The 24,969-nt window shown below is 73.5% G+C and carries 19 protein-coding genes and 1 rRNA gene; 9 read left to right on the plus strand and 11 right to left on the minus strand.

What is annotated here, in order from left to right:
• Window positions 1–214: 214 nt before the first annotated feature.
• The 4 genes from pruA to PUR56_RS39555 all read right to left on the minus strand — a co-directional run bounded on the left by pruA (window position 215) and on the right by PUR56_RS39555 (window position 4,860).
• Complete coding sequence (gene pruA, locus PUR56_RS39540) at window positions 215–1,840, minus strand: L-glutamate gamma-semialdehyde dehydrogenase (RefSeq protein WP_329952530.1); 1,626 nt, start codon at window positions 1,838–1,840, stop codon at window positions 215–217.
• A 315-nt stretch (window positions 1,841–2,155) separates the two neighbouring features.
• Window positions 2,156–2,812: an HAD family hydrolase gene (locus PUR56_RS39545; protein ID WP_329883570.1), complete on the minus strand. Its 657-nt coding sequence runs from the start codon at window positions 2,810–2,812 to the stop codon at window positions 2,156–2,158.
• 174 nt (window positions 2,813–2,986) lie between these two features.
• Window positions 2,987–3,496 carry a DUF6912 family protein gene (locus PUR56_RS39550; RefSeq protein ID WP_329883568.1) on the minus strand — a complete coding sequence of 170 codons (510 nt, stop codon included), beginning with the start codon at window positions 3,494–3,496 and terminating at the stop codon, window positions 2,987–2,989.
• A gap of 278 nt (window positions 3,497–3,774) precedes the next feature.
• Window positions 3,775–4,860 (minus strand): patatin-like phospholipase family protein, encoded by a 1,086-nt coding sequence (locus tag PUR56_RS39555; RefSeq protein ID WP_329952517.1) that lies wholly within the window; start codon window positions 4,858–4,860, stop codon window positions 3,775–3,777.
• 524 nt (window positions 4,861–5,384) lie between these two features.
• Here PUR56_RS39555 and PUR56_RS39560 point away from each other — a divergent pair.
• Window positions 5,385–5,891: an Rv3235 family protein gene (locus tag PUR56_RS39560; protein ID WP_329952518.1), complete on the plus strand. Its 507-nt coding sequence runs from the start codon at window positions 5,385–5,387 to the stop codon at window positions 5,889–5,891.
• Window positions 5,892–5,986: 95 nt separating this feature from the next.
• On the opposite strand, the gene secA is transcribed toward PUR56_RS39560, so the two are convergent.
• On the minus strand, window positions 5,987–8,749 hold the full coding sequence (gene secA, locus PUR56_RS39565; RefSeq protein ID WP_329883565.1) for a preprotein translocase subunit SecA: 2,763 nt from the start codon (window positions 8,747–8,749) through the stop codon (window positions 5,987–5,989).
• A 251-nt stretch (window positions 8,750–9,000) separates the two neighbouring features.
• On the opposite strand from secA, the gene PUR56_RS39570 reads away from it, so the two are divergent.
• Window positions 9,001–9,618 (plus strand): GNAT family N-acetyltransferase, encoded by a 618-nt coding sequence (locus tag PUR56_RS39570; protein WP_329952519.1) that lies wholly within the window; start codon window positions 9,001–9,003, stop codon window positions 9,616–9,618.
• Window positions 9,619–9,721: 103 nt separating this feature from the next.
• Complete coding sequence (locus tag PUR56_RS39575; protein WP_329952520.1) at window positions 9,722–10,948, plus strand: winged helix-turn-helix domain-containing protein; 1,227 nt, start codon at window positions 9,722–9,724, stop codon at window positions 10,946–10,948.
• A gap of 90 nt (window positions 10,949–11,038) precedes the next feature.
• Here the strand turns inward: PUR56_RS39575 and PUR56_RS39580 are convergent, their stop codons facing one another.
• Both PUR56_RS39580 and hpf read right to left on the minus strand, forming a co-directional pair.
• On the minus strand, window positions 11,039–11,797 hold the full coding sequence (locus PUR56_RS39580; RefSeq protein WP_329883562.1) for a response regulator transcription factor: 759 nt from the start codon (window positions 11,795–11,797) through the stop codon (window positions 11,039–11,041).
• A gap of 312 nt (window positions 11,798–12,109) precedes the next feature.
• Window positions 12,110–12,802 carry a ribosome hibernation-promoting factor, HPF/YfiA family gene (gene hpf / locus PUR56_RS39585; protein WP_329952521.1) on the minus strand — a complete coding sequence of 231 codons (693 nt, stop codon included), beginning with the start codon at window positions 12,800–12,802 and terminating at the stop codon, window positions 12,110–12,112.
• A gap of 447 nt (window positions 12,803–13,249) precedes the next feature.
• Here hpf and PUR56_RS39590 point away from each other — a divergent pair, with 447 nt between their 5' ends.
• Window positions 13,250–13,984 carry a ComF family protein gene (locus PUR56_RS39590; RefSeq protein ID WP_380363035.1) on the plus strand — a complete coding sequence of 245 codons (735 nt, stop codon included), beginning with the start codon at window positions 13,250–13,252 and terminating at the stop codon, window positions 13,982–13,984.
• Here PUR56_RS39590 and PUR56_RS39595 read toward each other — a convergent pair.
• From PUR56_RS39595 to mtrA, 3 genes are read right to left on the minus strand one after another with little or no spacing between them, the layout of a single operon-like run.
• Entirely contained in the window at window positions 13,968–15,866 is a 1,899-nt protein-coding gene (locus PUR56_RS39595) for an LpqB family beta-propeller domain-containing protein (protein ID WP_329952522.1), read from the minus strand. The two genes, PUR56_RS39590 and PUR56_RS39595, sit on opposite strands and share 17 nt — an antisense overlap.
• A complete protein-coding gene (mtrB, locus tag PUR56_RS39600; protein WP_329952523.1) occupies window positions 15,841–18,000 on the minus strand; it encodes an MtrAB system histidine kinase MtrB in 2,160 nt (719 codons plus the stop codon). Before mtrB ends, PUR56_RS39595 begins: the two co-directional genes overlap by 26 nt.
• 4 nt (window positions 18,001–18,004) lie before the next feature.
• Window positions 18,005–18,682 carry an MtrAB system response regulator MtrA gene (mtrA, locus tag PUR56_RS39605; protein WP_320441904.1) on the minus strand — a complete coding sequence of 226 codons (678 nt, stop codon included), beginning with the start codon at window positions 18,680–18,682 and terminating at the stop codon, window positions 18,005–18,007.
• A 286-nt stretch (window positions 18,683–18,968) separates the two neighbouring features.
• On the opposite strand from mtrA, the gene PUR56_RS39610 reads away from it, so the two are divergent.
• From PUR56_RS39610 to PUR56_RS39630, 5 genes are all read left to right on the plus strand, one after another.
• A complete protein-coding gene (locus PUR56_RS39610) occupies window positions 18,969–20,174 on the plus strand; it encodes a hypothetical protein (RefSeq protein WP_329952524.1) in 1,206 nt (401 codons plus the stop codon).
• 5 nt (window positions 20,175–20,179) lie between these two features.
• On the plus strand, window positions 20,180–20,851 hold the full coding sequence (locus PUR56_RS39615) for a DUF4129 domain-containing protein (RefSeq protein ID WP_329952525.1): 672 nt from the start codon (window positions 20,180–20,182) through the stop codon (window positions 20,849–20,851).
• The gene (locus PUR56_RS39620; protein ID WP_329952526.1) at window positions 20,848–22,092 is read left to right on the plus strand and encodes a DUF4350 domain-containing protein; all 1,245 of its coding nucleotides are present in this window, start codon (window positions 20,848–20,850) and stop codon (window positions 22,090–22,092) included. Before PUR56_RS39615 ends, PUR56_RS39620 begins: the two co-directional genes overlap by 4 nt.
• A gap of 98 nt (window positions 22,093–22,190) precedes the next feature.
• Window positions 22,191–23,120: an AAA family ATPase gene (locus PUR56_RS39625; protein WP_329883742.1), complete on the plus strand. Its 930-nt coding sequence runs from the start codon at window positions 22,191–22,193 to the stop codon at window positions 23,118–23,120.
• A gap of 55 nt (window positions 23,121–23,175) precedes the next feature.
• Window positions 23,176–24,486, plus strand: coding sequence for a DUF58 domain-containing protein (locus PUR56_RS39630; RefSeq protein ID WP_329952527.1), 1,311 nt, complete (start codon window positions 23,176–23,178; stop codon window positions 24,484–24,486).
• 398 nt (window positions 24,487–24,884) lie between these two features.
• Here PUR56_RS39630 and rrf read toward each other — a convergent pair.
• Window positions 24,885–24,969, minus strand: a 5S ribosomal RNA gene (gene rrf, locus PUR56_RS39635); the annotation flags it as partial.

Genomic DNA, 24,969 nt, shown 5'->3' on the forward strand with positions numbered 1-24,969 from the left:
AAAGGAGTCCATGGCACGCATGGAACAGCCCTGCAGCGGGTAGGACGAAACGTTCGGCCTGCGGAGCCACCCGACGACGCCAGCCAGCCTAACGGGATCAATCGAAGGTGTCAGGGGACAGGGAGGCGCAAACCCGCAGGAAGATCGGTCCGTCCTGGACACCTTGTCCAATCCGCCCTCGGGTTTGCGCCGAAAGCCGAAAGGCCCGGGGAGCTCACCCCATGTGCGGGTGAACGTGGTCGGTCGGCGGGACGAACGTCTCCTTGATCGACCGGGCCGACGTCCAGCGCAGCAGGTTCTGCGCGGCGCCCGCCTTGTCGTTGGTGCCCGACGCCCGGCCTCCGCCGAACGGCTGCTGGCCGACCACGGCACCGGTCGGCTTGTCGTTGATGTAGAAGTTCCCGGCCGCGAACCGCAGCTCCTCCACCGCCCGGGCGATCGCGTACCGGTCCTGGGCGATCACCGCGCCGGTCAGCCCGTACGGCGCGCCGGAGTCGACCCGGCCGAGCACGTCCTCCCAGCGCGAGTCCTCGTAGACGTGGACGGCGAGGATCGGTCCGAAGTACTCGGTCCGGAACATCTCGTTGCGGTGGTCCGAGGAGACCAGCACGGTCGGGCGGACGAACCAGCCGATCGCGTCGTCGTACTGGCCGCCGGCCGCCAGCTCCACCGTCGGGTCGCTCTTGGCCCGCTCGATCGCGTCCCGGTTCTTCTCGAAGGCCCGCCGGTCGATCAGCGCGCCCATGAAGTTCGACAGGTCGGTGACGTCGCCGACGGCCAGCGCGTCCACCTCGGCCAGGAAGTCGTCCTTGATCCGCTGCCAGAGGCTGCGCGGCAGGTACGCGCGGGAGAGCGCCGAGCACTTCTGGCCCTGGTACTCGAAGGCGCCGCGGATCAGCGCGGTCTTGAGGACCTGCGGGTCGGCCGAGCGGTGCGCCAGCAGGAAGTCCTTGCCGCCGGTCTCCCCCACGATCCTCGGGTACGTCCGGTAGGTGCCGATGTTGGCGCCGACCGTCTGCCAGAGCGACTGGAAGGTGGCCGTCGAGCCGGTGAAGTGCAGCCCGGCCAGTGCCGGGTCGGCGAGCGCGACCGCGGAGAGCTGCTGTCCGTCGCCGGTCACCATGTTGACCACCCCGGGCGGCAGCCCGGCCGCCTCCAGCAGCCGCATCAGGTGGTACGCGGCCAGCGTCTGGGCCGGCGCCGGCTTCCAGACCACGGTGTTGCCCATCAGCGCGGGCGCGGTCGGCAGGTTGCCGGCGATCGCGGTGAAGTTGAACGGGGTGACCGCATAGACGAACCCCTCCAGCGGGCGGTGGTCGGTCCGGTTCCACACCCCGGGCGAGGAGACCGGCTGGTCGGCCAGGATCTGCCGGGCGAAGTGGACGTTGAACCGCCAGAAGTCGATCAGCTCGCAGGCCGAGTCGATCTCCGCCTGCTGCGCCGTCTTGGACTGCCCGAGCATGGTGGCCGCGTTCAGGGTGTCCCGCCAGGGCCCCGCCAGCAGGTCGGCGGCGCGCAGGAACACCGCCGCCCGGTCGTCGAAGGAGAGCGACCGCCACTCCCGGCCGGCCGCCAGCGCGGCGTCCACCGCGGCCCGGCCGTCCTCCCGGGTGGCGTTGCCGAGCACGCCCAGCTTCGCCGCGTGGTGGTGCGGCTGGACGACGTCGATCCGCTCACCGCCGCCGAACCGCTGCTCGCCGCCGATGGTCATCGGCAGCGGGACCGGCTCGGCCGCCAGCTCGTCCAGCCGCCGCACCAGCCGGGACCGCTCCGGGCTGCCGGGCGCGTACGTCCGCACCGGCTCGTTGCCCGGGACCGGGACCTGGGTGACTGCGTCGATGGGCATGGCGGGCTCCACTCGTCGTCCGGCGGCCGGCCCGCTCCGACGGCGGGCCCGACGCCCTCCAGACTGACCAGCGGCGGGCCCGATCGCCCGCCCGGACACGCCAACGGTGGCGTGGCGCGCGCCACGCCACCGTTGGCGGACGGCCGGCGGTCGTACGGACAGGCCCCGGGCCTCGCGGGCCGTCGAGCTGTCGGGCCATCGGGCCGTCGGTGGGGTGCCAGCGAGCCTCGGCGGATCCTCTGCGGGTGCCGGTCCGGTCCCGGGCCGGTCCCCGGGGGGCTCCGGGTGGACGCGCGGGCGGGTGTCGCCTCAGCCGGCGAGGCGGGCGGCCAGCTCGACCGCCTCGGCCAGCGTGTCCACCACCGGCACGCCCACCGGCTCCAGCTTCTGCCGGGTGTGCGAGCCGCCGGTGTACAGCACCGCGTGCGCACCCGCGCTCAGCGCGGCGAGCGCGTCGTCCGCCGCGTCCCCGATCAGCACCGTCCGGGCCGGGTCCACGTGCTCGCCCAGCGCCTCCAGGTGCCGAACCAGATGCTCCGCCTTCTGCCCGCCGGCCGGGCCGCTGCGCCCGTCCACCCGCAGGAACTGCCCGGTCAGGCCGAAGCCGTCGACCACCGGAAGCAGCCGGGTGTGCTCGTACAGCGACAGCAGCGACTGGCTGTGCCCGGCCGCCCGCCAGCCGTCCAGCAGGTCCAGCACGCCCTCGGTCAGCCCGCAGGCCACGCTCAGCTCGTGGTAGCGGCGGTGGAACGCGTCGTCCAGCTCCAGCCACTCGGCGTCGGAGGGCAGCCGGCCGAGCAGCCGCTGGTAGAAACGGGGAATCGGGATCTCGTACTGCTCGCGGTACTCCTGCAGCGTCATCGGCCCGACGCCGACGGTCGCGAATGCGGCGTTGCTCGCTCCGAGCACCGCCTCCATGTCATGGAAGAGCGTGCCGTTCCAGTCCCAGACGATATGAGTGCGCACGCAGGGAACGGTAACGCCGGGTACCGACAGACCGGTAGGGCGGGAATCACCGCGTCCTCGTCCGCCGGAACCGCCGACCCGCCGGTCAGGGCGGGTGGGGCGGGTGGGACGGACGGACGGGCAGCTCCCGCCGGCACCCGGCCGTCAGGTCGGGCCCGGCGGACCCCGGCAGGCTCAGGGGAGCAGTGCGGTGATCTCCTGGGTGGCGAACCAGAGCAGGTCGTGGTCCTCGGCGCCGTCCACGGTGAACTGGGCGTCCTGGTCGCCCGCGTCGGCCGCCGCCACCGCGGCCACCGCCGCCTCGACGTCCGTGACCACGTCCTGGTCGGCCACGTCCGCGTGCACCGCGGCCGCCTTGGCCAGCTTCACCGGTCCGGCGAGCACCACCCGGCCGAGCGAGGCCTGGTCCTGGTACTCGTCGCCGGGGAACGGCTTCACCGCCGAGTCGGCGACGTCCAGCGCGACCACGACGCGGCGGCGCGGGGCGTCCGGTTCGGCGGCCAGCAGCCGCAGCGAGGACTGGGCGGCCCGGTTCAGCGCCGCGTACTCCAGTTCCTCCAGGTCGTCACTGACGTACCACTCGCGCAGCGCGGGCGTCACGGCGTACGCCGCGGACTGCTCCAGCGCACCGCCGGAATGGGCCGCCGCCAGGCCGGTCAGGGTGGTGGGCACGTACACGCGCATCGGTGGCACTCTCCGGTTCGTCCAGCGGCACAGCTTCCAGCGCCCCCAGAATAAGCGCCCGACGCCGCCCTGTGATCACCGCGTTCGTCCCGATCCGGCGCACCCGCCGCCGGGCGTGCGGCCCGGGGGCTCCCGGGCGCCCCGTCCGCAGCGGCACGCCCCGGCGCGCGGCCGTCGACGCACGCCCCGACCCTCTGGACCGCAGCCGGACCCGCAACCGGGCCTCAGCCGGGCCCGGTCCGTCCGCCGAGGGCTGCCCGGTCACCCCTGCGCCGTCCTCACCGCGCGGCTTCCAGGGCCTCCCGGCAGGTGGCCAGGGCGCTCTCCAGGACCGGGCCCCGGCGGGCCGGATCCATCATGTTCGGACCCATCACCGCCAGGTCCGCCGGCGTGGGCGCGAGCAGGTGCACACGGACCCCGCCGGCCCGCAGCAGACCGGCCTCGCGGAGCAGCTGCCGGGTCACCGCCCGGCGGTAGCGGCTCACCAGCTGGGCCAGTACGCCGCGCGGGCGGTCCCGGACGCGCCGGGCGCGCCAGGGTTCCGACGTGCCCCGGCCGGGCTTCGAGCGCCCCTGCGGATCCCTCCGCAGGGCCATCGGGGCGAGGACGTACACCTCGTCCAGGCCCCGGTCGAGCATCAGATCGGCGTTGGTGGCCGACCAGCAGCCGCCGTCCACGTACGCGGAGCCGTCCAGCCGGACCGGCGTGAACCACCCGGGGATCGCGCAGGACGCCATCACCGCCTCGGCGACGTCGGCGGGCGGCGCGTCCGCGTCCCCGAAGACCACCCGGTGCCCGCCGCGGTAGTCCACCGCCACGACCCGCAGCGCCGAACCCGGCGGCCCGGACGGCCAGCCGCCGGGGCGGAACAGGGCACCGACCAGCCCGCCTACCGGCTCCAGCGAACCCCGGCCGTGCGGGGCGATCGCCGAGACCATGGTCAGCAGCGGGTACTCGCGCGGGTGGCGGACCGCGTCACGCAGCAGGCCCGGCGAGCCGATACCGGCCCGTGGGCGCGGCGGCAGGGCACCGCCGACCGCCGTGTCGTAGTCGAAGTCGATCCCGGCCAGCGGCCCGTCCGTGACCGGCAGACCGCGCTGGTGGTCACGGAGCCCGCCGGCGTCGACGCCGGCGGCCAGCAGCGCGGCCAGGATCGCGCCCGCCGAGGTGCCGAGCAGGACTTCGGCGTCGCCGGGCCGCCAGCCGGTCGACTCCTCGACGGCGCACAGCGCACCGACCGTCCAGGCGGCGCCGAGCATGCCGCCGCCGCCCAGCACCAGCCCGCGCCGGGGAGCGCCGTCGGTGGTGCCCGGTCCCGCCGTCCGTGTCCCGGACAGCCGTGTCGTCGGTACCCGTGTCGTCATGCCGGCCGCCTGTCGTCGTCGGGGGCGGTGGTCGTGTCGCCGGGGGCGGTGGCCGTCCCGGGCCGGACACGCGCTTCCGCCCGTCCGGCCTGTCCGGGGCCCGGCCCGGTTCCGGTCCTGCTTCGGGGTCCGGTTCCGGTCCTGGTTCCGGTCAGGATCCGATCGTGCGCGCCGACCGGCCGACCGCGCAACGCGGCCGCCGCGCGGCCCGACCCGGTTCCGGCCTCCGTACCGCCCTCGGCCCCGGTCTCCGGCCCGGCACAGCACGGCCGCCCGGCCCGGCCGGGGCCCGCCGCCGTCCCGGCGATCCCACCGTCCCCTTTCGGGCCCTTCCGCGCGGCGCCGGGCGTCAACCCCGCGCCTCCCGAACCGGGCCCACAGCCCTTGCCGCAGCGGTCGGCTCACCCGGATAGGTGAACTTCCGGACCACCCCGGGCCGGGCCGGGAACCCGGTTGCCACCGCGTGCGGGCCCCGGCTAGCAAGGACCCGTCCGTACTCGTACCACCCGCTCCGAAGAAGGCCCATGACCACCTGCCCGAACCGCCCCGCCCCGCCGGTCCCGCCCGTCCCGGCCGCCGGCCCTCCCACCGTGCTGTCGGCGCGCCCGCACCGTCCGCGCGCCGCCTCCCGGACCTGTCGCGCCCCGCAGACCGATCGGCGCCCGCGCCACCCCCGAGCCGCCTGCGCCGCCGCGCCCGGCCACGACCCGCGCGCCGGGCTGAGCACCCGGTTCGCCCACCAGCTGGTGGAGGTGCTCACCGGCGCCCGGCCGTCCGGCCAGCTGCTGCGCCACACCACGCTGGACGGCTACGGCCAGCTCGCCGCCCTGGTCCGGGCCGGCACCCTGCGCCGGACCCGCACCGGCGAGCGGCCGAGACTCGGCCCGGTACACGACCGCTCGCCCTCGCCGGAGGCCGTCGAGGCCTGTGTCCGGGTCGACCTCGGCACCCGGCACCACGTGGTCGCGTTCCGGCTGGAGCCGCGCGGACCGGCCGGCCAGTGGCAGTGCACCGCCGTGGAGGCCCGGTGAACGCGCCGCAGGGGCGTCCGCGAACGGCGCAGGGCGCCACCCCCGTACGGGAGCGGCGCCCTGCGCGGCGGCCGGCCGGAGCGGCCGGACCGGATTCAGCTCTTGCGGCGGCGGCCCTTGGCCGACTTGGCGGCCTTGCGGCGCTCGGCGCGGGTCAGCCCGTCGCCCTCGTCCTCCGCGCCGAGGTCCTCGAACTCGCCCTCGACCACACCGCCGCCGACCTCCTCCGAGGGGGCCGTGTAGTGCAGCCGCTGCGGCTTCGGGGCCTCCAGGCCCTTGGCCTTGATCTCCGGACGGGCGGAGTCCTTCTCCAGCTTGTCGAGGAGCACCGCGGCGTCCTCGACCGGGACCTCCTCGACCTGCTGCTCGACCTGGACCTCCAGGTTGAACAGGTAGCCGACGGACTCCTCCTTGATGCCCTCCATCATCGCGGTGAACATGTCGAAGCCCTCGCGCTGGTACTCGACCAGCGGGTCGCGCTGCGCCATGGCCCGCAGGCCGATGCCCTCCTGCAGGTAGTCCATCTCGTAGAGGTGCTCGCGCCAGCGGCGGTCCAGCACCGAGAGGACGACCCGGCGCTCCAGCTCGCGCATGATCTCCGCACCGAGCTGGTCCTCACGGGCGCCGTACTGCGCCTGGACGTCCTCCTGGATGACCTTGGTGAGGAACTCCGAGGTGAGCCCGGCGGCGCCGCCGGCCTCCTCCTCCAGCTGCTCCAGCTCCAGCGTGACCGGGTAGAGCTGCTTGAGCGCGGTCCAGAGCTTCTCCAGGTCCCAGTCGTCCTCGAAGCCCTCACCGGTGGCGGCCTGGACGTACGCCTGGACGGTGTCGTCCATGAAGTGGCCGACCTGCTCCTGCAGGTCCTCGCCCTCCAGCACGCGACGGCGCTCGCCGTAGATGACCTCGCGCTGGCGGTTCAGCACCTCGTCGTACTTGAGGACGTTCTTGCGGATCTCGAAGTTCTGCTGCTCGACCTGGGTCTGCGCGGAGGCGATCGCCCGGGTGACCATCTTCGACTCGATCGGCACGTCCTCGGGCACGTTGGCCATCGAGAGCACGCGCTCGACCATACCGGCCTTGAACAGACGCATCAGGTCGTCGCCCAGGGACAGGTAGAAGCGGGACTCGCCCGGGTCGCCCTGACGGCCGGAACGGCCGCGCAGCTGGTTGTCGATCCGGCGGGACTCGTGCCGCTCGGTGCCGAGGACGTAGAGACCGCCGGCCTCCTTGACCTCCTCCTGCTCCGCCTTCACGGAGGCCTTGGCCTTCTCCAGCGCGGCCGGGAACTCGGCCTCGTACTCCTCCGGGTTGTCGGCCGAGGAGAGTCCGCGCTGGGCCAGCTCGGCCGCGGCGAGGTGGTCCGGGTTGCCGCCGAGCATGATGTCGGTACCACGGCCGGCCATGTTGGTGGCGACGGTGACGGCGCCCTTGCGGCCCGCCTGCGCGACGATCTGCGCCTCGCGCTCGTGGTGCTTGGCGTTCAGCACCTCGTGCGGGACCCCGCGCTTGCGCAGCTCCTGCGAGAGGTACTCCGACTTCTCGACCGAGACGGTACCGACCAGCACCGGCTGGCCCTTCTCGTGCTTCTCGGCGATGTCCTCGACCACGGCGGCGAACTTGGCCGGCTCCGACTTGTAGATCAGGTCGGGCTGGTCGATGCGCAGTGGCGACTTGTTGGTCGGGATCGGCACGACGCCGAGCTTGTAGATCTGGTGGAACTCGGCCGCCTCGGTGGTGCCGGTACCGGTCATGCCGGCCAGCTTGTCGTACAGGCGGAAGAAGTTCTGGAGGGTGATGGTCGCGAGGGTCTGGTTCTCGTTCTGGACTTCCACCCCCTCCTTGGCCTCGATCGCCTGGTGCATGCCCTCGTTGTAGCGGCGGCCGGCCAGGATGCGGCCGGTGTGCTCGTCGACGATCATGACCTCGCCGTTCATCACGACGTAGTCCTTGTCCCGCTTGTACAGCTCCTTCGCCTTGATGGCGTTGTTCAGGAAGCCGACCAGCGGGGTGTTCACCGACTCGTAGAGGTTGTCCATGCCGAGGTAGTCCTCGACCCGGGTGACACCCTCCTCCAGCACGCCGACGGTGCGCTTCTTCTCGTCGACCTCGTAGTCGCGGTCGATCTTCAGGCGCTGGACCAGCTTGGCGAAGTCGGCGTACCACTTGGTCGCCTGGTCGGCCGGACCGGAGATGATCAGCGGGGTGCGGGCCTCGTCGATGAGGATCGAGTCGACCTCGTCGACCACCGCGAAGAAGTGGCCGCGCTGGACGAGTTCGTCCTTCGACCAGGCCATGTTGTCGCGGAGGTAGTCGAAGCCGAACTCGTTGTTGGTGCCGTACGTGATGTCCATCGAGTACTGGCGCTTGCGCTCGGCGGGCGTCATGTTGCCGAGGATCACACCGACCTCGAGACCGAGGAAGCGGTGCACCCGGCCCATCCACTCCGAGTCGCGCTCGGCGAGGTAGTCGTTGACGGTGATCAGGTGCACGCCCTTGCCCGTGAGCGCGTTGAGGTACGTGGGCAGCGTGCCGACCAGGGTCTTGCCCTCACCGGTGCGCATCTCGGCGACGTAGCCGAGGTGCAGCGCGGCGCCGCCCATGAGCTGGACGTCGTAGTGCCGCTGGCCGAGGACGCGCTTGGCGGCCTCACGGACGGTGGCGAACGCCTCGGGGAGGATGTCGTCCAGCGTCTCGCCGTCGACGAGCCGCTGCTTGTACTCGTCGGTCAGCGCGCGGAGCTCGGCGTCGGTGAGGTTGACGAAGTCCTCTTCGATGGAGTTGACCTGGGCAGCAATCCGCTGCAGCTTGCGAAGGATCTTGCCTTCGCCGGCGCGCAGGATCTTGTCGAAGACGGACACTTGAGCGGGCTCCTTGCCTGTATTGGCACTGGACGACTGCACGGTGGGTCCACCCCACCGCACGGGCCATCGTATGCGAGGAGTCCAACGCCCCGGGAGGTGCGTCAGCACGGTATTCCCGTGTCACCCGTGCGAGCACATGACCCGATAGCGCCACTCACCGGGGCAAACCGGGCGACTGCCCGGAGAGTTGGCCGGTGCGATCCGTTAATCGGATGCTCGGATTCCTCTCTGCACGGAATAATCCACCCATGGAAGATCAACCAGAAGAGCAGACCGAAGCGCGGGCCGTCGAGCCCGTCGTCCTCACCACCGACCGCCTGGTGCTGCGGGCCCCGCAGGAGTCCGACGTCGACGCGATCCTCGCCGCCTGCCAGGACGAGGCCATCCAGCACTGGACGGTCGTCCCCGTCCCGTACCGGCGCGAGGACGCCGAGTACTTCGTCCACGACCTCGCCGCCAACGGCTGGCGGACCGGCGAGAGCCGGATCTGGTGCGTCTTCGAGCGCGAGACCGGATCGATGGTCGGCACCCAGGGGCTCGTCGGCTGTCCCGGCCGGCCGGGCGCCGCCGAGGTCGGCTGGTGGGCGACCAAGGAGTTCCGCGGTCGCGGGTACACCGTGGAGGCCGCCCGCGAGGTCGCCCGCTACGGCCTCACCGAACTGGGCGTGCGCCGCCTGGAGTGGGTCGCCTACGTGGGCAACGAGGGCTCCCGCGCGGTGGCCGAGAAGGTCGGTTTCCGGGTCGAGGGCACCCTGCGCTCCTTCGCCGAGCAGCGCGGAACGTTCCACGACGCCTGGATCGGCGCCATGCTCCCCGGCGACCTCGCCACCGGTCCGGCCGCCGACCTCACCGACCTCACCGGCTGAACCCGCCGAAGCCCGCCCGCACCCGACCGGCGGGAGCCCCGCGGACGGCCGGCGGTGCCGGCCGACGGGCGGATTGTCAGTACCCCCGTCTACCCTCGCCGGCATGACCGCCTCGACCTCGCGCCCGGCCGGCCGCCCCGCCACCGGCCGGACCCCCGCCCCGCCACCGGTGACGACGCTCGGCGCCGACGACGCCCGCCGGATCGCCCTGCGCGCACAGGGACTGCTCGGCGCCCCGGACCGCCCGGGCGGCGTGCGCGGGGTGCTGCGCCACCTCGGCGCCGTCCAGCTCGACACCATCTCGGTCCTGGCCCGCTCCCACGAACTGATCCCGTACGCGCGGCTCGGCGCCGTCGGCCGCCCGGCGGTCGAGGCCGCGTACTGGGGCAAGGGGACCAGTTTCGAGTACTGGTCGCACGCGGCCTGCATCCTGCCGATCGAGGAGTGGCCGCTGTTCGCCTTCCGGCGCCGCCGCTACCGCGAGCGCGCCCACGTCTGGGGCAAGGAGGTCGACGAGGCCACCTACCGCTCGGTGCTGGCGAAGCTGCGAACCGAAGGACCTCTCACCTCCACCGAGTTGGGCGGCGCCAAGAAGACCGCCGACTGGTGGGACTGGTCCGACACCAAGATCGCGGTGGAGCGGGCACTGAGCTTCGGCGACGTCGTCTGCACCGACCGCCGCAGCTGGAAGCGCGTCTACTCGCTGGCCGAACAGGCGGTTCCCGCCGAGCTGTTCGCGGCGGACCCGACCGACGAGGAGTGCCTGCGCACCCTGGTCGCCCAGTCCGGCGCAGCCCTCGGCGTGGCCACCCGGGCCGACCTGCTCGACTACCACCGCCTGCGCGCCGAGCAGTTCGACTCGGTCGTCGCCGACTCCGGCCTCGTGCCGGTCGAGGTGGCCGGCTGGGGTCCGGACGGCGCCCCGGCCGCCGCCTGGGCCGACCCGGCGGCCCTCGCCGGACCGCCCCGGGGCCGCCACCGGACCACGCTGCTCTCGCCGTTCGACTCGCTGGTCTGGGAGCGCCCGCGGACCGAGCGGATCTTCGGCATGACCCACCGGCTGGAGGCGTACACCCCGAAGCACAAGCGGGTGCACGGGTACTTCGCGATGCCGCTGCTGACCGGCGGCCGGCTGGTCGGCCGGGTCGATCCGGCCCGCGAGGGGCGGACCCTGGTGGCCCGCCAGGTGTCGCTGGACTCGCCGCGGCACGTCGGGGCACTGGCCACCGCGCTGCGCGAGGCGGCCGACTGGGTCGGCTGCGACGCCGTCCGGGTGGAGACGCTGCACGACGAGGCGCTGCGCCCGGCGCTGGAGCGCCTGCTCGCCTGAGCCGAGGCGGGGCTGGGCGGGGCTGGGCCCGGCACCCCGCGGACAGGAGCGGAAGCGGGAGCGGGGCCGCACGGCCCCACTCCCGCAGCCTCACCCTATTTCGAGGATCTTCTCCCGCATCGCGTAGACCACGGCCTCCATCCTGGAGTGCAGTTGGAGCTTCTCCAGGATGTTGCGCACGTGGTTCTTCACGGTGTTCTCGCTGATGAACAGCTCCTTGGCGATCTCCCGGTTGTTCATCCCGGTGGCCACCAGCTTCAACACCTCCAGCTCACGGTCCGTGAGCCGGGGCGCGGGCACCAACTCCCGCTCGTCGGAACGTCGCTGGATCATCGACTTGAACTCGGTCAGCAACTTGGACGCCATCGACGGGCTGATCTGGGACTGCCCGTCGGCGACCGCGCGAATCGCCGTGGCGACCTCGTCGGTGGAGATCTCCTTGAGGAGGTAGCCGGTGGCACCCGCCTTGATGGCCTCGTAGAGGTCAGCCTCCTCGTCGCTTATCGTCAGCATGATGATCTTGGTGCTCGGCGCCACGTCCTTGATCGCGGTACAGGCCTCGATCCCGCTGCGGCGCGGCATCCGAACGTCCATCAGGATGATGTCGGGCAGCAGGTCGGCCGCCTTGAGGACCGCCTCGGCGCCGTCACCGGCCTCGCCGACCACGGTGATGTCCGCCTCCTCGGCCAGCACGATCTCCAGGCCGCGCCGGAAGAGCGCGTGGTCGTCCACCACCAGAACGCGAATCGGCTCCCTGCGGCGGAGGTCGTACTCGGGCTCGTCCCCGGGTCTCGGCCGCACCCCCGCGACCGGCCCTGTAGCGGGCCCCAGCCCGAAGTGATCCCCCATCCGCTCCTCCCCCGTCGCCGGTCGTCGTCCGCCAATCATTCCACGCCCGGGGCCCCCTACGGTCACCCTCCGGCGCCATTGCCCCGCACGGGGTGACCTTCCCGGCCGGACCGGTCCCGGCGCCGCCCCACCGGCCTCGGCGCACGCCCCGGGCGCACCGGCGAACCGCGGGGAGCCCCCGGTCATCCACCGGGGAGCCTTCGGAACGCTTCCGGACGCACGGCTGACGGGCCGCCGGAGAACGGGCGACCCCGGCGGCACCGGCCGCCGGGGTCGCCCGCACTGCTCGAATCTCCCGTACCGCTCGACTCGTCAGTCGTCGTCGCCGAGGACGCCGATCGCCCCTCCGGCACCGCCGCCCTCGGCGGTCGAGCCGTCGGCCTTCAGGTGGATGACGCCGTAGTGGTAACCGTGCCGGCGGTAGACGACGCTCGGCAGGCCGCTGTCCTTCTCCACGAAGAGGTAGAAGTCGTGGCCGACCAGCTCCATCTCGTAGAGCGCCTGGTCGAGCGCCATCGGGGCGGCCGGGTGGGTCTTCTCCCGGACCACCAGCGGGCCTTCGCCCTCCACTTCCAGGGAACCCATCATGGTCTTGCGGACGGCCCCGTTGGTCTCGCTCACCGCCGGCGGCGTCTCGGGCAGCGCGGCCAGGGCCGCGGTCGCCTCGGCGACGCTGATCGGGGTGCGTCCGTTGCCGCCCTTGTGGACCCGACGCCGGTCCGCGGACTTGCGGAGCTGGGCGTCGAGCTTCGCCGAGGCCAGGTCGAGTGCCGCATAGGGGTCGGCGGCGGCGGCCTCGGCCCGGATCACCGGGCCACGGGTACGGAGGGTGATCTCCACGCGGTCCGACCGGTCGGCCTGCCGCGGGTTGTGTTCCTTGGACACCTCGACATCAAGGCTGATCGCCTTGGCGTCGAACTTCTGGACCTTCTCCAGCTTCTCGGCCACGTGATCCCGAAACCTCTTGGGCAACTCGGTCTTGCGGCCCTTGACGACGATGTCCACGCAGAACTCCGATCCCTCGTTCTGTCGCCGATCCGGGTGCTACCGGATCGGGCTGAGACCCAGCCGGACCAGCCAATCCTCTGCCGGCCCTCCGCTCCGCCGGCAACGGCGGGAACGACTGGCCCTCATCTCACTTCCTCCCCACCAGGGACGCTTGAAACCCCCTGGAGCCTTATCGAACACCTCACACGGGGTTTTCGCCTCCGCAGCGGGGACAGTGGGTATGGCGGGTGTTATGGGCTGGCGGTCAAGCTGCTGCCCCCTGTCTACCCTCCCAGGAGTGAAACACAGGTAAATACCTGGACAACACCCCCCGTACGGCGCATTCTTTGCTCACTCTCCGTGCCTGCCACCGCGAGGAGCACCGTGTCGACCACCCTCACCCCGACCCTTCACCAGGCCGTCCGCAGGTCGTTCGCCCACGCACTCGGCGGGCTGCTGGACGTCCTGCTCCCTGCCCGCTGCGCGGGCTGCGACGCCGTCCGGGGGCACCTCTGCCCGGGCTGCCGGCACGTGCTGGCCACGACCCGCCCCGGGCCCGCCACGGCCCTTCCCCGTGTGCACGCCGCCGCGCCGTACGCCGACCCGGTCCGCGGGCTGCTGCTCGCCCACAAGGAACGCGGTGCGCTCCGACTCGCCGGCCCGCTCGGCGACGCCCTCGCCCGGGCGGTGCGCTCCTCGCTCGGCCCGGACGCCGGCCACGCCGCGCTGCTGCTCGTCCCGGTGCCCTCCGCCCGTGCCGCCGTCCGCGCCCGGGGGCACGATCCGACGCTGCGGCTGGCCGGTTCCGCCGCCCGGGCGCTGCGCCGGACGGGCCTGGACGCCCGGGCTGCGCCGCTGCTCCGGCACGCCCGTCCGGTCGCCGACCAGACCGGGCTCTCCGCCGCCGAGCGGCGGCGCAACCTGCACGGCGCGCTCACCGTCCTGCCCGGCGCTCCCCGACGGCTCGCGGGCCGCCTGCCGGTCCTGGTGGACGACCTGGTGACCACCGGTGCCAGCCTCGCCGAAGCGGCCAGGGCCCTGGCCGCCGCAGGCCTGCCACCCGGCGCTGCCGCCACCGTCGCGGCGGCCGTCCCGCGCCGCGCCGGACGCGGCCCAGCCCTGACGGCCCCGTCCCCGGCGGCCTCCGTCGGCCCCGGCCCGGCTCAGCCCGACTCGGCCCGGCTCAGCCCGGGTAGATGAAGGAGGCCGCCCGGTAGGGCAGTACCAGCTCACGCCACTGGTTGTTGACCAGCCGGTAGAGCTTGCCGTCCGTCCCCTGCAGGGCCAGCGTCGGCGGCGGCGACTGGTTGCCCCCGCGCGACTCGGACGCCTCCACCGTGGCCATGCCCTCGCCGCCCTGAAGCCGCGCGTCCGCGCTCTGCGACCCGTCGGTGCTGATGTAGTGCAGCTGCTGCAGCCGGTCCTTCTCCTTGCCGAGCACCAGCAGCTGGTCCGCCTCCGCCCAGGAGACCGAGGTGACCTCCGTCAGCACCGGATTGGCCGGCCGCAGACCGGTGATCCGCACGGTCGGGGCCTCCTTGGTCCCGCCGTGGACGACCAGGCCCAGCCAGAGCTTCTGGTCCCTGCCGTCCTTCCCGTCCTTGGGGTCCTTCCCGTCCTTGACCAGCAGGGCGATCCGGACGCCGTCCGACGAGACCTTGACGGCCTGCAGGGACCGTCCGCCCAGGTCGTCCACGGCCACCGGGACGACCTGCTTGTCGCGCACCATCAGCACCCGCTGGCCCTGCGGGTCGCGGTCCACCACGAAGAGGTCGCCGCGGCCGTCCCAGGTGGGCGAGGTCAGCCCGTCGTCGGCCCTGGCGCCCGCCCGCGCCGCGGTGGTGAGCACCGCCTGCGGCATCGCCGACGTGGCCTCCGAGAGCGGCACCGTGTAGAGCTGGTGGCCGTCGGCGCTGAGCGCCGCGGCGCGCTCGCCGTCCCGCGCCACCGCGATCGCGCCGAGCGGCCGGCCGCTCGGCTGCGGCTTGCCCAGCGGGCCGTGCACCGGCTCGCTGGCGGTGTCACCGTGCGTCTCGTACAGCACGCCGTCCTCGGCGCGCTGGTAGAACTGCCGGCTCGCCATCGTGCCGGCCAGCGATCCGGGGCCGGTCTCCGGCTCGTCGCCCTTGCTCGCCTGGCAGCCCGGCCCGCCGTGCCGGCCCTTGAGGTCCAGCCGTTCGACCTGCCCCTTGCCCTGGTCGGCGAGGGTGTAGAGGAGCTGGGTGGCCATCCGCCGGCAGGCGGTCGCGGCGCCCAGGTCCACCTCGCCGAGCGTGACGTGCGCGGTGCGGCTCTCGTCGACGGCGACGCCGTCGACGACCGTGCCCGCCGGGAAGGCCGACCGCGAGACCGGCGCGAGCCAGAGCGAGGGCCCCGCGACGACGGCCTTCGCGGCCTCGGTGAGCGGGTCTATTCGGCGCCGCAGGTAGATCGGGTCGGCGATCAGCACGTCCCGGCTGGTCGCCGACGCGGCGGTGGGCGCGGAGGGGTCCGGCGCCGCGTAGAAGAAGCGGTCCACCTGCCGGTAGTTGTTGCGGAAGTTGCTCTCGTTGATGATCACCCCGTCCGGCAGCTGGTCGATCCGCCACTCCCCCGACTTCTCCCGGAGGAAGGTGAAGTCGAACGAGGTCAGGACCGCCACCGGCTCCAGCGAGAACGAGTGCCGGTCGTCGATCTGGGAGACCAGCTGCCCGGAGACCTTGATGGGTTTCTCGGTGTCGGCGTCGGTCACGGTCACGGTGGGGTGGCCCGGATTGGCCGCGAGCACCTTGATGCCGGCCTCCGGCCTCCAGCTCGCACTGGCGGCCGCCGTCAGGTACTGCCGCGCGGTGTCGTAACTGTCGTCGGCGGTCAGCGCGTCCAGGAAGCCGGTCAGCAGCTCCTGCGGCTTGGCGCCCTTGGTGGGCTCCACCGGGAAGACCCTGACCTGGAGGTTCTTGTCCGCCGACCCCTGGGACAGCTCGACCTTGGTGATGCCCCCGGAGTCCGGCATCCCCGCGCAGCCGGCCGCCAGCACGGCGCCGACCACCGCGCCGACCACTGCGGCCAGCCGCGGCTCAGTCCTGCCGCTGGTCCTTCGCACGCTGCGTCCCCTCCGTGTCCGTTCCACCGGTGCCGTCCACCGCGTCCACCCCGTCCGGTGCGTCCGGACCCGCCGTCCGCTGCGCCACCGACGGCCGGCCCGGCGTCGGGTCCACCATGACCTGCGCACCTGTCGCACCGTATCCGGCCCCGACCGGGCGCACGTCCGACGGATCGGCGCGCGGCCCCTCGGGCGCCCGGCGTCCCAGTCCCGGCCCGATGCCGAGCACACCGCCCAGGCCGCTGCCCAGGTTGCCGCCGAAGGCGTTCCCGGAGGTCTCCGGGGTCTCCGGGTCGGCCTGCTCGTCCGTCGCGGTCAGCGCGGTGGCGCCGGCCGGACGGATCGCCCGCCGGTACGGCGTCCCGTAGGTGCCGAGGCCGCGGTTGTTGCGCGAGTCCTCCGGTTCGAGCCGGAACGGAGCCCGGCTGATCTCCCCGCCGCGGGTGCGCGGCAGCGTGAGCCGGAAGTGCGAGCCACCGCCGGGCTCGCCCCAGGCCTGCAGCCAGCCGCCGTGCAGGTGCGCGTCCTCGACGGCGATGGACAGGCCGAGGCCCGTACCGCCGGTGGTCCGCACCCGGGAGGGATCGGCCCGCCAGAAGCGGTGGAACACCCGGGACGCCTCGCCGGGCTTGAGCCCGATGCCGTAGTCGCGGACGCCGACGGCGACCGCGCCGTCCTGCGAGCCCAGCCGGACCACGACGTCCCGGCCCTCGCCGTGCTCCAGCGCGTTGACCACCAGGTTGCGCAGGATGCGCTCGATCCGACGGGAGTCGACCTCGGCCAGCACCGGCTCGCCGTCGCCGCGGATCACCACGGCGCTGCCCTTGGCCTGCGCCAGCGGGTCGGCGGCCTCGACCACCCGGCCGACGATCTCGCGCAGGTCGACCGGCTCGGCGTCCAGGACGGCGGCGCCGGCGTCGAAGCGGCTGATCTCCAGCAGGTCGGCGAGCAGGGATTCGAAGCGGTCCAGCTGGCCCTGGAGCAGCTCGGCCGACCGGGCCGCCATCGGGTCCAGGTCCTCACGGCTGTCGTAGATCAGGTCGGCGGCCATCCGGACGGTGGTCAACGGGGTGCGCAGTTCGTGCGAGACGTCCGACACGAAGCGCCGCTGCACCCGGGAGAGCTCCTCCAGCTGGCGGATCTGCGCCTGCAGGGCGTTGGCCATCCGGTTGAAGGACTCGCCGAGCCGGGCGATGTCGTCCGTCCCGGTGACCTTCATCCGCTCTTCCAGGTGTCCGGCGGCCAGCCGCTCGGAGATCCCGGCGGCCATCCGGACCGGTGTGACCACCTGGCGCACCACCAGCCAGGCGATGCCGCCCATCATGATCACCACGAAGATGCCGGCGGTCGCCAGGGTGCCGGTGACCAGACCGAGGGTCTTGGTCTCCTGGCCGAAGGAGAAGACGTAGTAGAGCTGGTAGCTCTTGTCGCTGGGGCCGACGAACTGCATGCCGAAGACCAGGCCGGGTTCGGTCCGGTTGTGGCTCTCGGCGGAGCGGTGGATCACGGTCGGCTGGCTGAAGCTCTGGCCCGCCTCCTGCCCCACCTTGGCCCGCAGGCTCTCCGGGATGCTGCTCGGCAGGATGTCCCCCGAGTAGCGCGGGCCCAGCCCGGTCTTGTCCGGTGCGATCGTCTGGGTGGTCCCCGGCAGCATCGCGATCACGGTGTAGACGCTCTGCCCGCTGGCGGCCAGGTCACCGACCTGCTTGAGCAGCCAGGTGCCTATCTCCTCCGTGCTCGGGTCGGTCGTCGCGCCGACCTTCAGCCGCAGGTCCTTCGCCTCGTCGATCTTCTTGAGCTCGCTCTGGAAGCCGGAGAGCGCCTGGTCCCGGGCCGAGGCCCGCTTGGTGTCCAGCAGTCCGGTGCGGACCTGGGCCACCACCACGACGCCCAGCACCAGCACCACCACGACCGACAGCAGCAGGGTCGCCGCCACCACCCGCAGCTGGATCGAACGCCGGTACAGCGCCGCCACCCGGTGCACGGGCCGGCGCAGCTGACGGGTGAGCAGCGCGATCAGGGCCGCCGGAGCACGCCGCCTGCGGCTGCGCACGGTCGAGCTCAGCACGTCCCCGCGCACGGCGTCGGCCCCGCCGGTCGCGGAACCCGACGGGGTCTCGTCAGCCTGGTACATCACGTCAGCTGGGCCCGGCCTTGTAGCCGACGCCACGGACGGTCACCACGATCTCGGGGCGCTCGGGGTCCTTCTCGATCTTGGACCGCAGGCGCTGGACGTGAACGTTCACCAGCCGGGTGTCCGCCGCGTGCCGGTAGCCCCAGACCTGCTCCAGCAGCACCTCCCGGGTGAACACCTGCCACGGCTTGCGGGCCAGCGCGACCAGCAGGTCGAACTCCAGCGGGGTCAGCGGGATGCCCCGCCCGTCCCGCTTCACGGAGTGGCCGGCCACGTCGATCACCAGATCGCCGATGGTCAGCTGCTCCGGGGTCGGATCCTCGGCACGGCGCAGCCGGGCACGGACCCGGGCCACCAGTTCCTTGGGCTTGAACGGCTTGGTGACGTAGTCGTCGGCGCCCGATTCCAGGCCCACCACGACGTCCACCGTGTCGGTCTTGGCGGTCAGCATGACGATCGGAATGCCCGACTCGGCCCGGATCTGCCGGCAGACGTCAATGCCGTCCCGACCCGGAAGCATCAGGTCGAGGAGGACCAGGTCGGGCTTGGTCTCCCTGAACGCTGCCAGCGCCCTGTCCCCATCTGCGACGAAAAACGGCTCAAAACCCTCACCCCGCAGCACGATGCCGAGCATCTCGGCCAGTGCGGAGTCGTCATCAACGACGAGGACGCGTCCCTTCATGCGTCCATCTTCTCATTACCGGATTGTGACCTGCCGCACAGCAGTCCCTTTGCTCCAGAACGGCCAACTGGCGACCAGGCGAATTCAGGCCATACCGGGCGAAAGGTCTGCACCCCTCCACCCCCACGGTCCCGGGGAGAGCCCACGAACCGTCCGCAGCCGTGCCGTTGCCGTTCAGCAACCGGATCCCCCTGGGGGACGTACGGCCACCATGACACGATGGGCGCTGCGCCCGCGTGAAGATCCACCCGGTGCCGCGAACCCTGACGCCCTCCGAGGAGCAGTGATGACCGACACTCCGGGCTGGGCCTCGCCCGGCTCGCCCGAGCCGCCCCGCGACGGCACCCGGCCCACGGCCGACGTGCCCTCCGTGCCCGGCCAGTCGGCACCGCCCCACGACGCGCCGCCCGCCTGGGGCACCGCCCCCGGAGCCCCGCAGCCCCCGTACGGCGGGCAGCCGGTCGGGTACGGGCAGCCCGGCCCGTACGGCGGAGGTCCCGGCGGCCAGTACGGCTGGGGCGTCCCGCAGAGCCCCAAGCCCGGCATCATCCCGCTCCGCCCGCTCGGCCTCGGCGAGATCCTCGACGGCGCCGTCTCGACCGTCCGCAAGCACTGGCGCACCACCCTCGGCCTCTCGCTCGGCGTGGCGGTCGTCCAGCAGGGCGCCACGCTCGGCGCGCAGCTCGCCATCAAGGGCGACACCGGCGAGTTCACCCCGGTGATCACCACCCTGGCCAGCATGCCGGTCACGCTGCTGCTCGGCGTCGTGGCCGCGGCCCTGCTCACCATGGTCGTCAGCCGCGCCATCCTCGGACAGTCCGTGACCGTCCGGGACGCCTGGCGCGACGCCCGGCCGCGACTGCTCCAGCTCACCGGCCTCACCCTGCTCACCGGCCTGGTCGGCGTCGGGGTCATGCTGCTCGGGTTCACCCCGCTGATCGGCTACCTGCTGGCCGGCGCGGACGAACCGGCGATCGTGATCCCGCTCGTCGTCGTCGGCCTGCTCAGCATCCCGGTCGCGTTCTGGCTCTGGATCCAGCTCAGTCTGGCCGCCCCCGCCCTGATGCTGGAGAAGCAGGGCGTGTTCACCGCCCTCTCCCGCTCCCGCCGCCTGGTCCGCGGCTCCTGGTGGCGGATCTGCGGCATCAACGTGCTCAGCCAGATCATCGCGGCCTTCGTCGCGGGCGTGATCAGCACCCCGTTCATGATCGCCGGCCTGGTCCTCGGCTTCGACGACATCGCCCGCCAGGCCGACGCCGGGGACTCCGGCGCCCTGCCCACCGCGATGCTGGTCACCATGGCGATCGGCGGCGTCATCTCCGCCACCATCACGCTCCCGTTCACCGCCACCATCGGCGTGCTCCTCTACGTCGACCAGCGGATCCGCCGCGAGGCCCTGGACATCGAGCTCGCCCGCGCCGCCGGCCTGCCCGAGTACGGCGGCACCGGCTGGGGCGGACAGGCCGGCCCGAACCCCGCCGCGAGGCTCTGAGCCCGATGCCGCACTGGGGGGAGAGGGTCCTGGCCGCGGGTGGCGCCCCGGTCACGACCCCGCGCGACGCCGCCCGCGACGCCGCACGCGACGAACTGCTCAAGGCCGACTACCACCGGCACGACCCGAGCCTCCAGGAACGGGTCATCGGCTGGATCATGGACCGGATCGACGAAGCCCTCGGGGCCATCGCCGGCGACGGCACCACCGGCACCACCGGCCTGATCCTCTTCACGGTGATCGCCGTCCTGATCGCCGCCGCCCTCTGGTGGCGCCTCGGCGCCCCCCGGCGGGCCGCCCGGACCACCCTCGGCGTCTTCGGCGCCGTCGGTCCCCGCACCTCGGCCCAGCACCGGGCCGACGCCGAGCGTCATGCCGCCGCCGGCCAGTGGACCGAGGCCGTCCGCGAACAGATGCGCGCCCTGGTCCGCGGCCTGGAGGAGCGCACCCTGCTCGACACCCGCCCCGGCCGCACCGCCGACGAGGCCGCCGCCGAGGCCGGACGCACCCTGCCCGAGCACGCCGCGGCACTCACCGCGGCCGCCCGCACCTTCGACGACATCGCCTACGGCGACCGCACCGCCGACCAGGCCGCCTACCAGCTGCTGCGCGACCTCGACCGGACCCTGGAGCGCGCCCGCCCGGTCCTCGCCCCGGCCGCCGGAGGACCCGCATGACCAGCGCCGCCCCCGCCGCGCCGACGCCCGAACCCGCCCCGTCCTCCGAGCCGGAGCCCGCCACCGCCCTCGCCGCCACCAGCCTCGCCCCCACGGGCCACGGCCTCTGGCGGCGCGGCCGGTGGTACCTGCTCACCGCCGCACTCCTGCTGCTCTCGGCCGTCGTCCTGGCCGCCCTCAACCAGGACCGCAGCTACCCGCCGCTCGACCCGCGCTCCTACGAGCCCGCCGGCGGGCACGCCGTGGTCGCCCTCCTCCAGCGCGAGGGGCTCAAGGTCGACCTCACCGCCGACCCCACCGTCCCCGCCGCCGACGCGGGCACCCTCGTCCTGCCCGAGCCCGACCTGCTCGGCCCCGAGCAGCTGCGCGCCGTCGCCACCGCCGGACACGCCCGGCTGATCCTGATCTCCCCCGGCCCCGCCGCGCTCAGCGCACTCGTCCCCGGCGTCCGCACCTCCGACGAGAACGGCGGCGTCCCCTACGCCTCCGTCCGCAGCACCGCCGCCCAGTGCTCGCTCCCCGAGGCCGTCCGGGCGGGGACCGCGCACCTCGGCGGCCTGCTCTACACCGCCGGCAGCCGCGGCGAGGGCTGCTACGAGCGCGGCCACGGCTACCCGCTGGTCGCCGTCCCCACCGGCCGGAACTCCGACGTCGTCGTCCTCGGCAGCGGCGACTTCCTCACCAACGAGCTGCTCACGAAGGACGGCAACGCCGCCCTCGGCGTCGGCCTCCTCGGAACCGAGCCGCACCTCACCTGGCACCTGCCCGACTACACCGCCCCGGTCGCCGAGGGCGGCGGGCTGAAGACCTTCGACGACTACATCCCCGAGGGCTGGCGCTGGGCCGGCTACCAACTCGCCGTCGCCGTCCTGCTCGCCGCCCTCTGGCGGGCCCGCCGGCTCGGCCCGGTGGTCAGCGAGAACCTGCCCGTCGTGGTCCGCGCCGCCGAGACCACCGAAGGCCGTGCCCGCCTCTACCGCCGCGCCAAGGCCCGTGGCCGCGCCGCCGACGCCCTGCGCCGCGCCGCCGCCCACCGCCTCGCCCCGGCCCTGGGCGTCCCGCCCGTCGCCGGCGCACCCGACCCCACCGCTCTCAGCGCGGCCGTCGCCGACCGCCTCCCCGAGCGGCCCGCCGGGGACGTACGGGCCCTCCTGTACGGCCCGCCCCCGACCGACGACGCCGCGCTGCTGCGGCTCGCCGACGACCTCGACGCCCTCGAAAGGCAGGTACGGAAGCCGTGACCGAACAGGCCACCGCCCAGCTCCGCATCACCCCCGGCCCGGCTCCCGCCACCCCCGGCCCCTCGCACGACCCCCGGGTCAGCGACCCGCGCGAGGCGCTGACCGCCCTGCGCGCCGAGATCGCCAAGGCCGTGGTCGGCCAGGACGCCGCCGTCACCGGCCTGGTCGTCGCCCTGCTCTGCGGCGGCCACGTGCTGCTCGAAGGCGTCCCCGGCGTGGCGAAGACCCTGCTGGTCCGCACCCTCTCCACCGCGCTCAGCCTGGAGACCAAGCGCATCCAGTTCACGCCCGACCTGATGCCCGGCGACGTCACAGGCTCCCTGATCTACGACGCCCGGACCTCCGAGTTCTCCTTCCAGGCCGGCCCGGTCTTCACCAACCTGCTGCTCGCCGACGAGATCAACCGCACCCCGCCGAAGACCCAGGCGGCCCTGCTGGAGGCCATGGAGGAGCACCAGGTCACCGTCGACGGCGAGCCGCGTGCCCTGCCCGTCCCGTTCCTGGTCGCCGCCACCCAGAACCCGGTCGAGTACGAGGGCACCTACCCGCTGCCCGAGGCCCAGCTCGACCGCTTCCTGCTCAAGCTGGTCCTGCCGCTGCCCGACCGGGACCAGGAGTTCCAGGTGCTCGCCCGGCACGCCTCCGGCTTCGACCCGCGCGACCTCGGCGCCGCCGGTGTCCGCCCGGTCGCCGGCCCCGGGCACATCGCCGCCGCCCGCGAGCAGATCGCCGCGCTGACCGTCGCACCCGAGATCCTCGCCTACATCGTCGACCTGTGCCGGGCGACCCGGCAGTCGCCGTCGCTCTCCATCGGCGTCTCCCCCCGCGGTGCCACCGCCCTGCTCGGCGCCTCCCGCGCCTGGGCCTGGCTCGCCGGCCGCGACTACGTCACCCCCGACGACGTCAAGGCCCTCGCGCTGCCCACCCTGCGCCACCGCGTCGCCCTGCGGGCGGAGGCCGAGATGGAGGGCGTCACCGCCGACTCCGTCATCCAGGCGGTCCTGGCCCAGACCCCGGCCCCCCGCTGACCCTCGGCACCCCGCCGACCGCCTCGCTCCCGGCCCCGACGAAGGAACGCACCGCATGGCCCTCACCGGGCGAACCGCCCTGCTCGCCGCGCTCGGCGCCCTCGTCACGGGCCTGCTGCTGCCCTCCTGGGCCGGGATCGGCGCCGTCACCGGAACGGTCCTCCTCGCCGTCGTCGTCGACCTGGCGCTCGCCGCCCCCGTCCGCAGCCTGCGGATCACCCGGGGCGGCGCCACCACCGTCCGGCTCGGTGAACCCGCCACCGTCGAACTGACCGTCACCAACCCGTCCGGCCGCCCCCTGCGCGCCAGGATCCGCGACGCCTGGGCCCCGTCCGCCTGGCGCCCGGGCACCGAGATCGCCGCCTCCCGGCACACCCTGCGGGTCCCGGGCCGCGAACGGCGCCGGGTCACCACCGTCCTCACTCCGACCCGGCGCGGTGACCACCACGCCCACAAGGTGACGGTCCGCTCCCTCGGCCCGCTCGGCCTGGCCGGCCGTCAGGGATCGCACCTCGTCCCCTGGACGGTCCGCGCCCTCCCCCCGTTCGCCAGCCGCAAGCACCTGCCCTCCCGGCTCGCCCGGCTGCGCGAACTCGACGGTCGCACCTCCCTCCTGACCCGTGGCCAGGGAACCGAGTTCGACTCCCTGCGCGAGTACCTGCCCGGCGACGACATCCGCTCCATCGACTGGCGCGCCAGCGCGCGCCGCCAGACCGTCGCCGTCCGCACCTGGCGCCCCGAGCGCGACCGGCACATCCTGATCGTCCTCGACACCGGCCGCACCTCCGCCGGCCGGGTCGGCGACGCCCCGCGCCTGGACGCCTCCCTCGACGCCGCGCTCCTGCTCACCGCACTGGCCACCAAGGCCGGCGACCGGGTCGACCTGCTCGCCCACGACCTCCGCAAGCGGGCCTCGGTGGCGGGCCGGTCCCCCAACGAGATCCTCACGGCCTTCACCGGCGCGATGGCCGTCCTGGAGCCCGCCCTCTACGAGACCGACATGCGTTCGCTGGTCGCCACCTCGCTGAAGATGGCGCCGCACCGCTCGCTGATCGTCCTCCTCACCGGCCTCGACGCGGCTCCCGTGGAGGACGGCCTCCTCCCCCTCCTCCCACTGCTCACCAAGCGCCACGAGGTCGTGCTCGCCTCCGTCGCCGACCCGCACCTCGACGAGCTCGCCGCCGGCCGCGGCACCGTCGAGGCCGTCTACGGCGCCGCCGCGGCCGAGCAGACCCGCGCCGACCGCCGTCTCACCGCCGACCGCCTCACCCGCACCGGCGTCACGGTGCTCGACGCCGCACCCGCCTCCGTCGCCCCCGCGCTCGCGGACACCTACCTCGCCCTCAAGGCCGCAGGCCGCCTCTGAGCGGCCCTTCCACTCAGGCCGGAAACCCGAGATGCCCCGCTACCCGTGCCGGTAGCGGGGCATTCTCCTGCCGTGGACGCTCTGTCTTTCTGTCCCTGCCGGCCTTCCGTGCCGGCCTTCCGTGCCCCGTGCCGCCTGCGAACTCCCAGCGGCTTCCGCCACAGGGCCTCGTCAGGGCCTCGTCCAAAACACGGACGGAAGCGCGGTCTCCCAGCCCCCCGAATTCCCACCGAAGACCCTGGGGGCCTTCGCCGGCGCCCCTCCACGGCCGCCGGAGGCACGGACACCCGCCCGGGAGACAATCCAGGGGCAAGCCGGGGAGAGGGCCGTCCACCGAATTCCCCGGAAACGCAAAGAACCCCCGTCCGGATCCCGGACGGGGGTTCTTCACAATGATTGTTCGGCGGCGTCCTACTCTCCCACAGGGTCCCCCCTGCAGTACCATCGGCGCTGTGAGGCTTAGCTTCCGGGTTCGGAATGTAA

This window comes from Streptomyces sp. BE303 (assembly GCF_036290945.1).
Lineage (GTDB): Bacteria > Actinomycetota > Actinomycetes > Streptomycetales > Streptomycetaceae > Kitasatospora.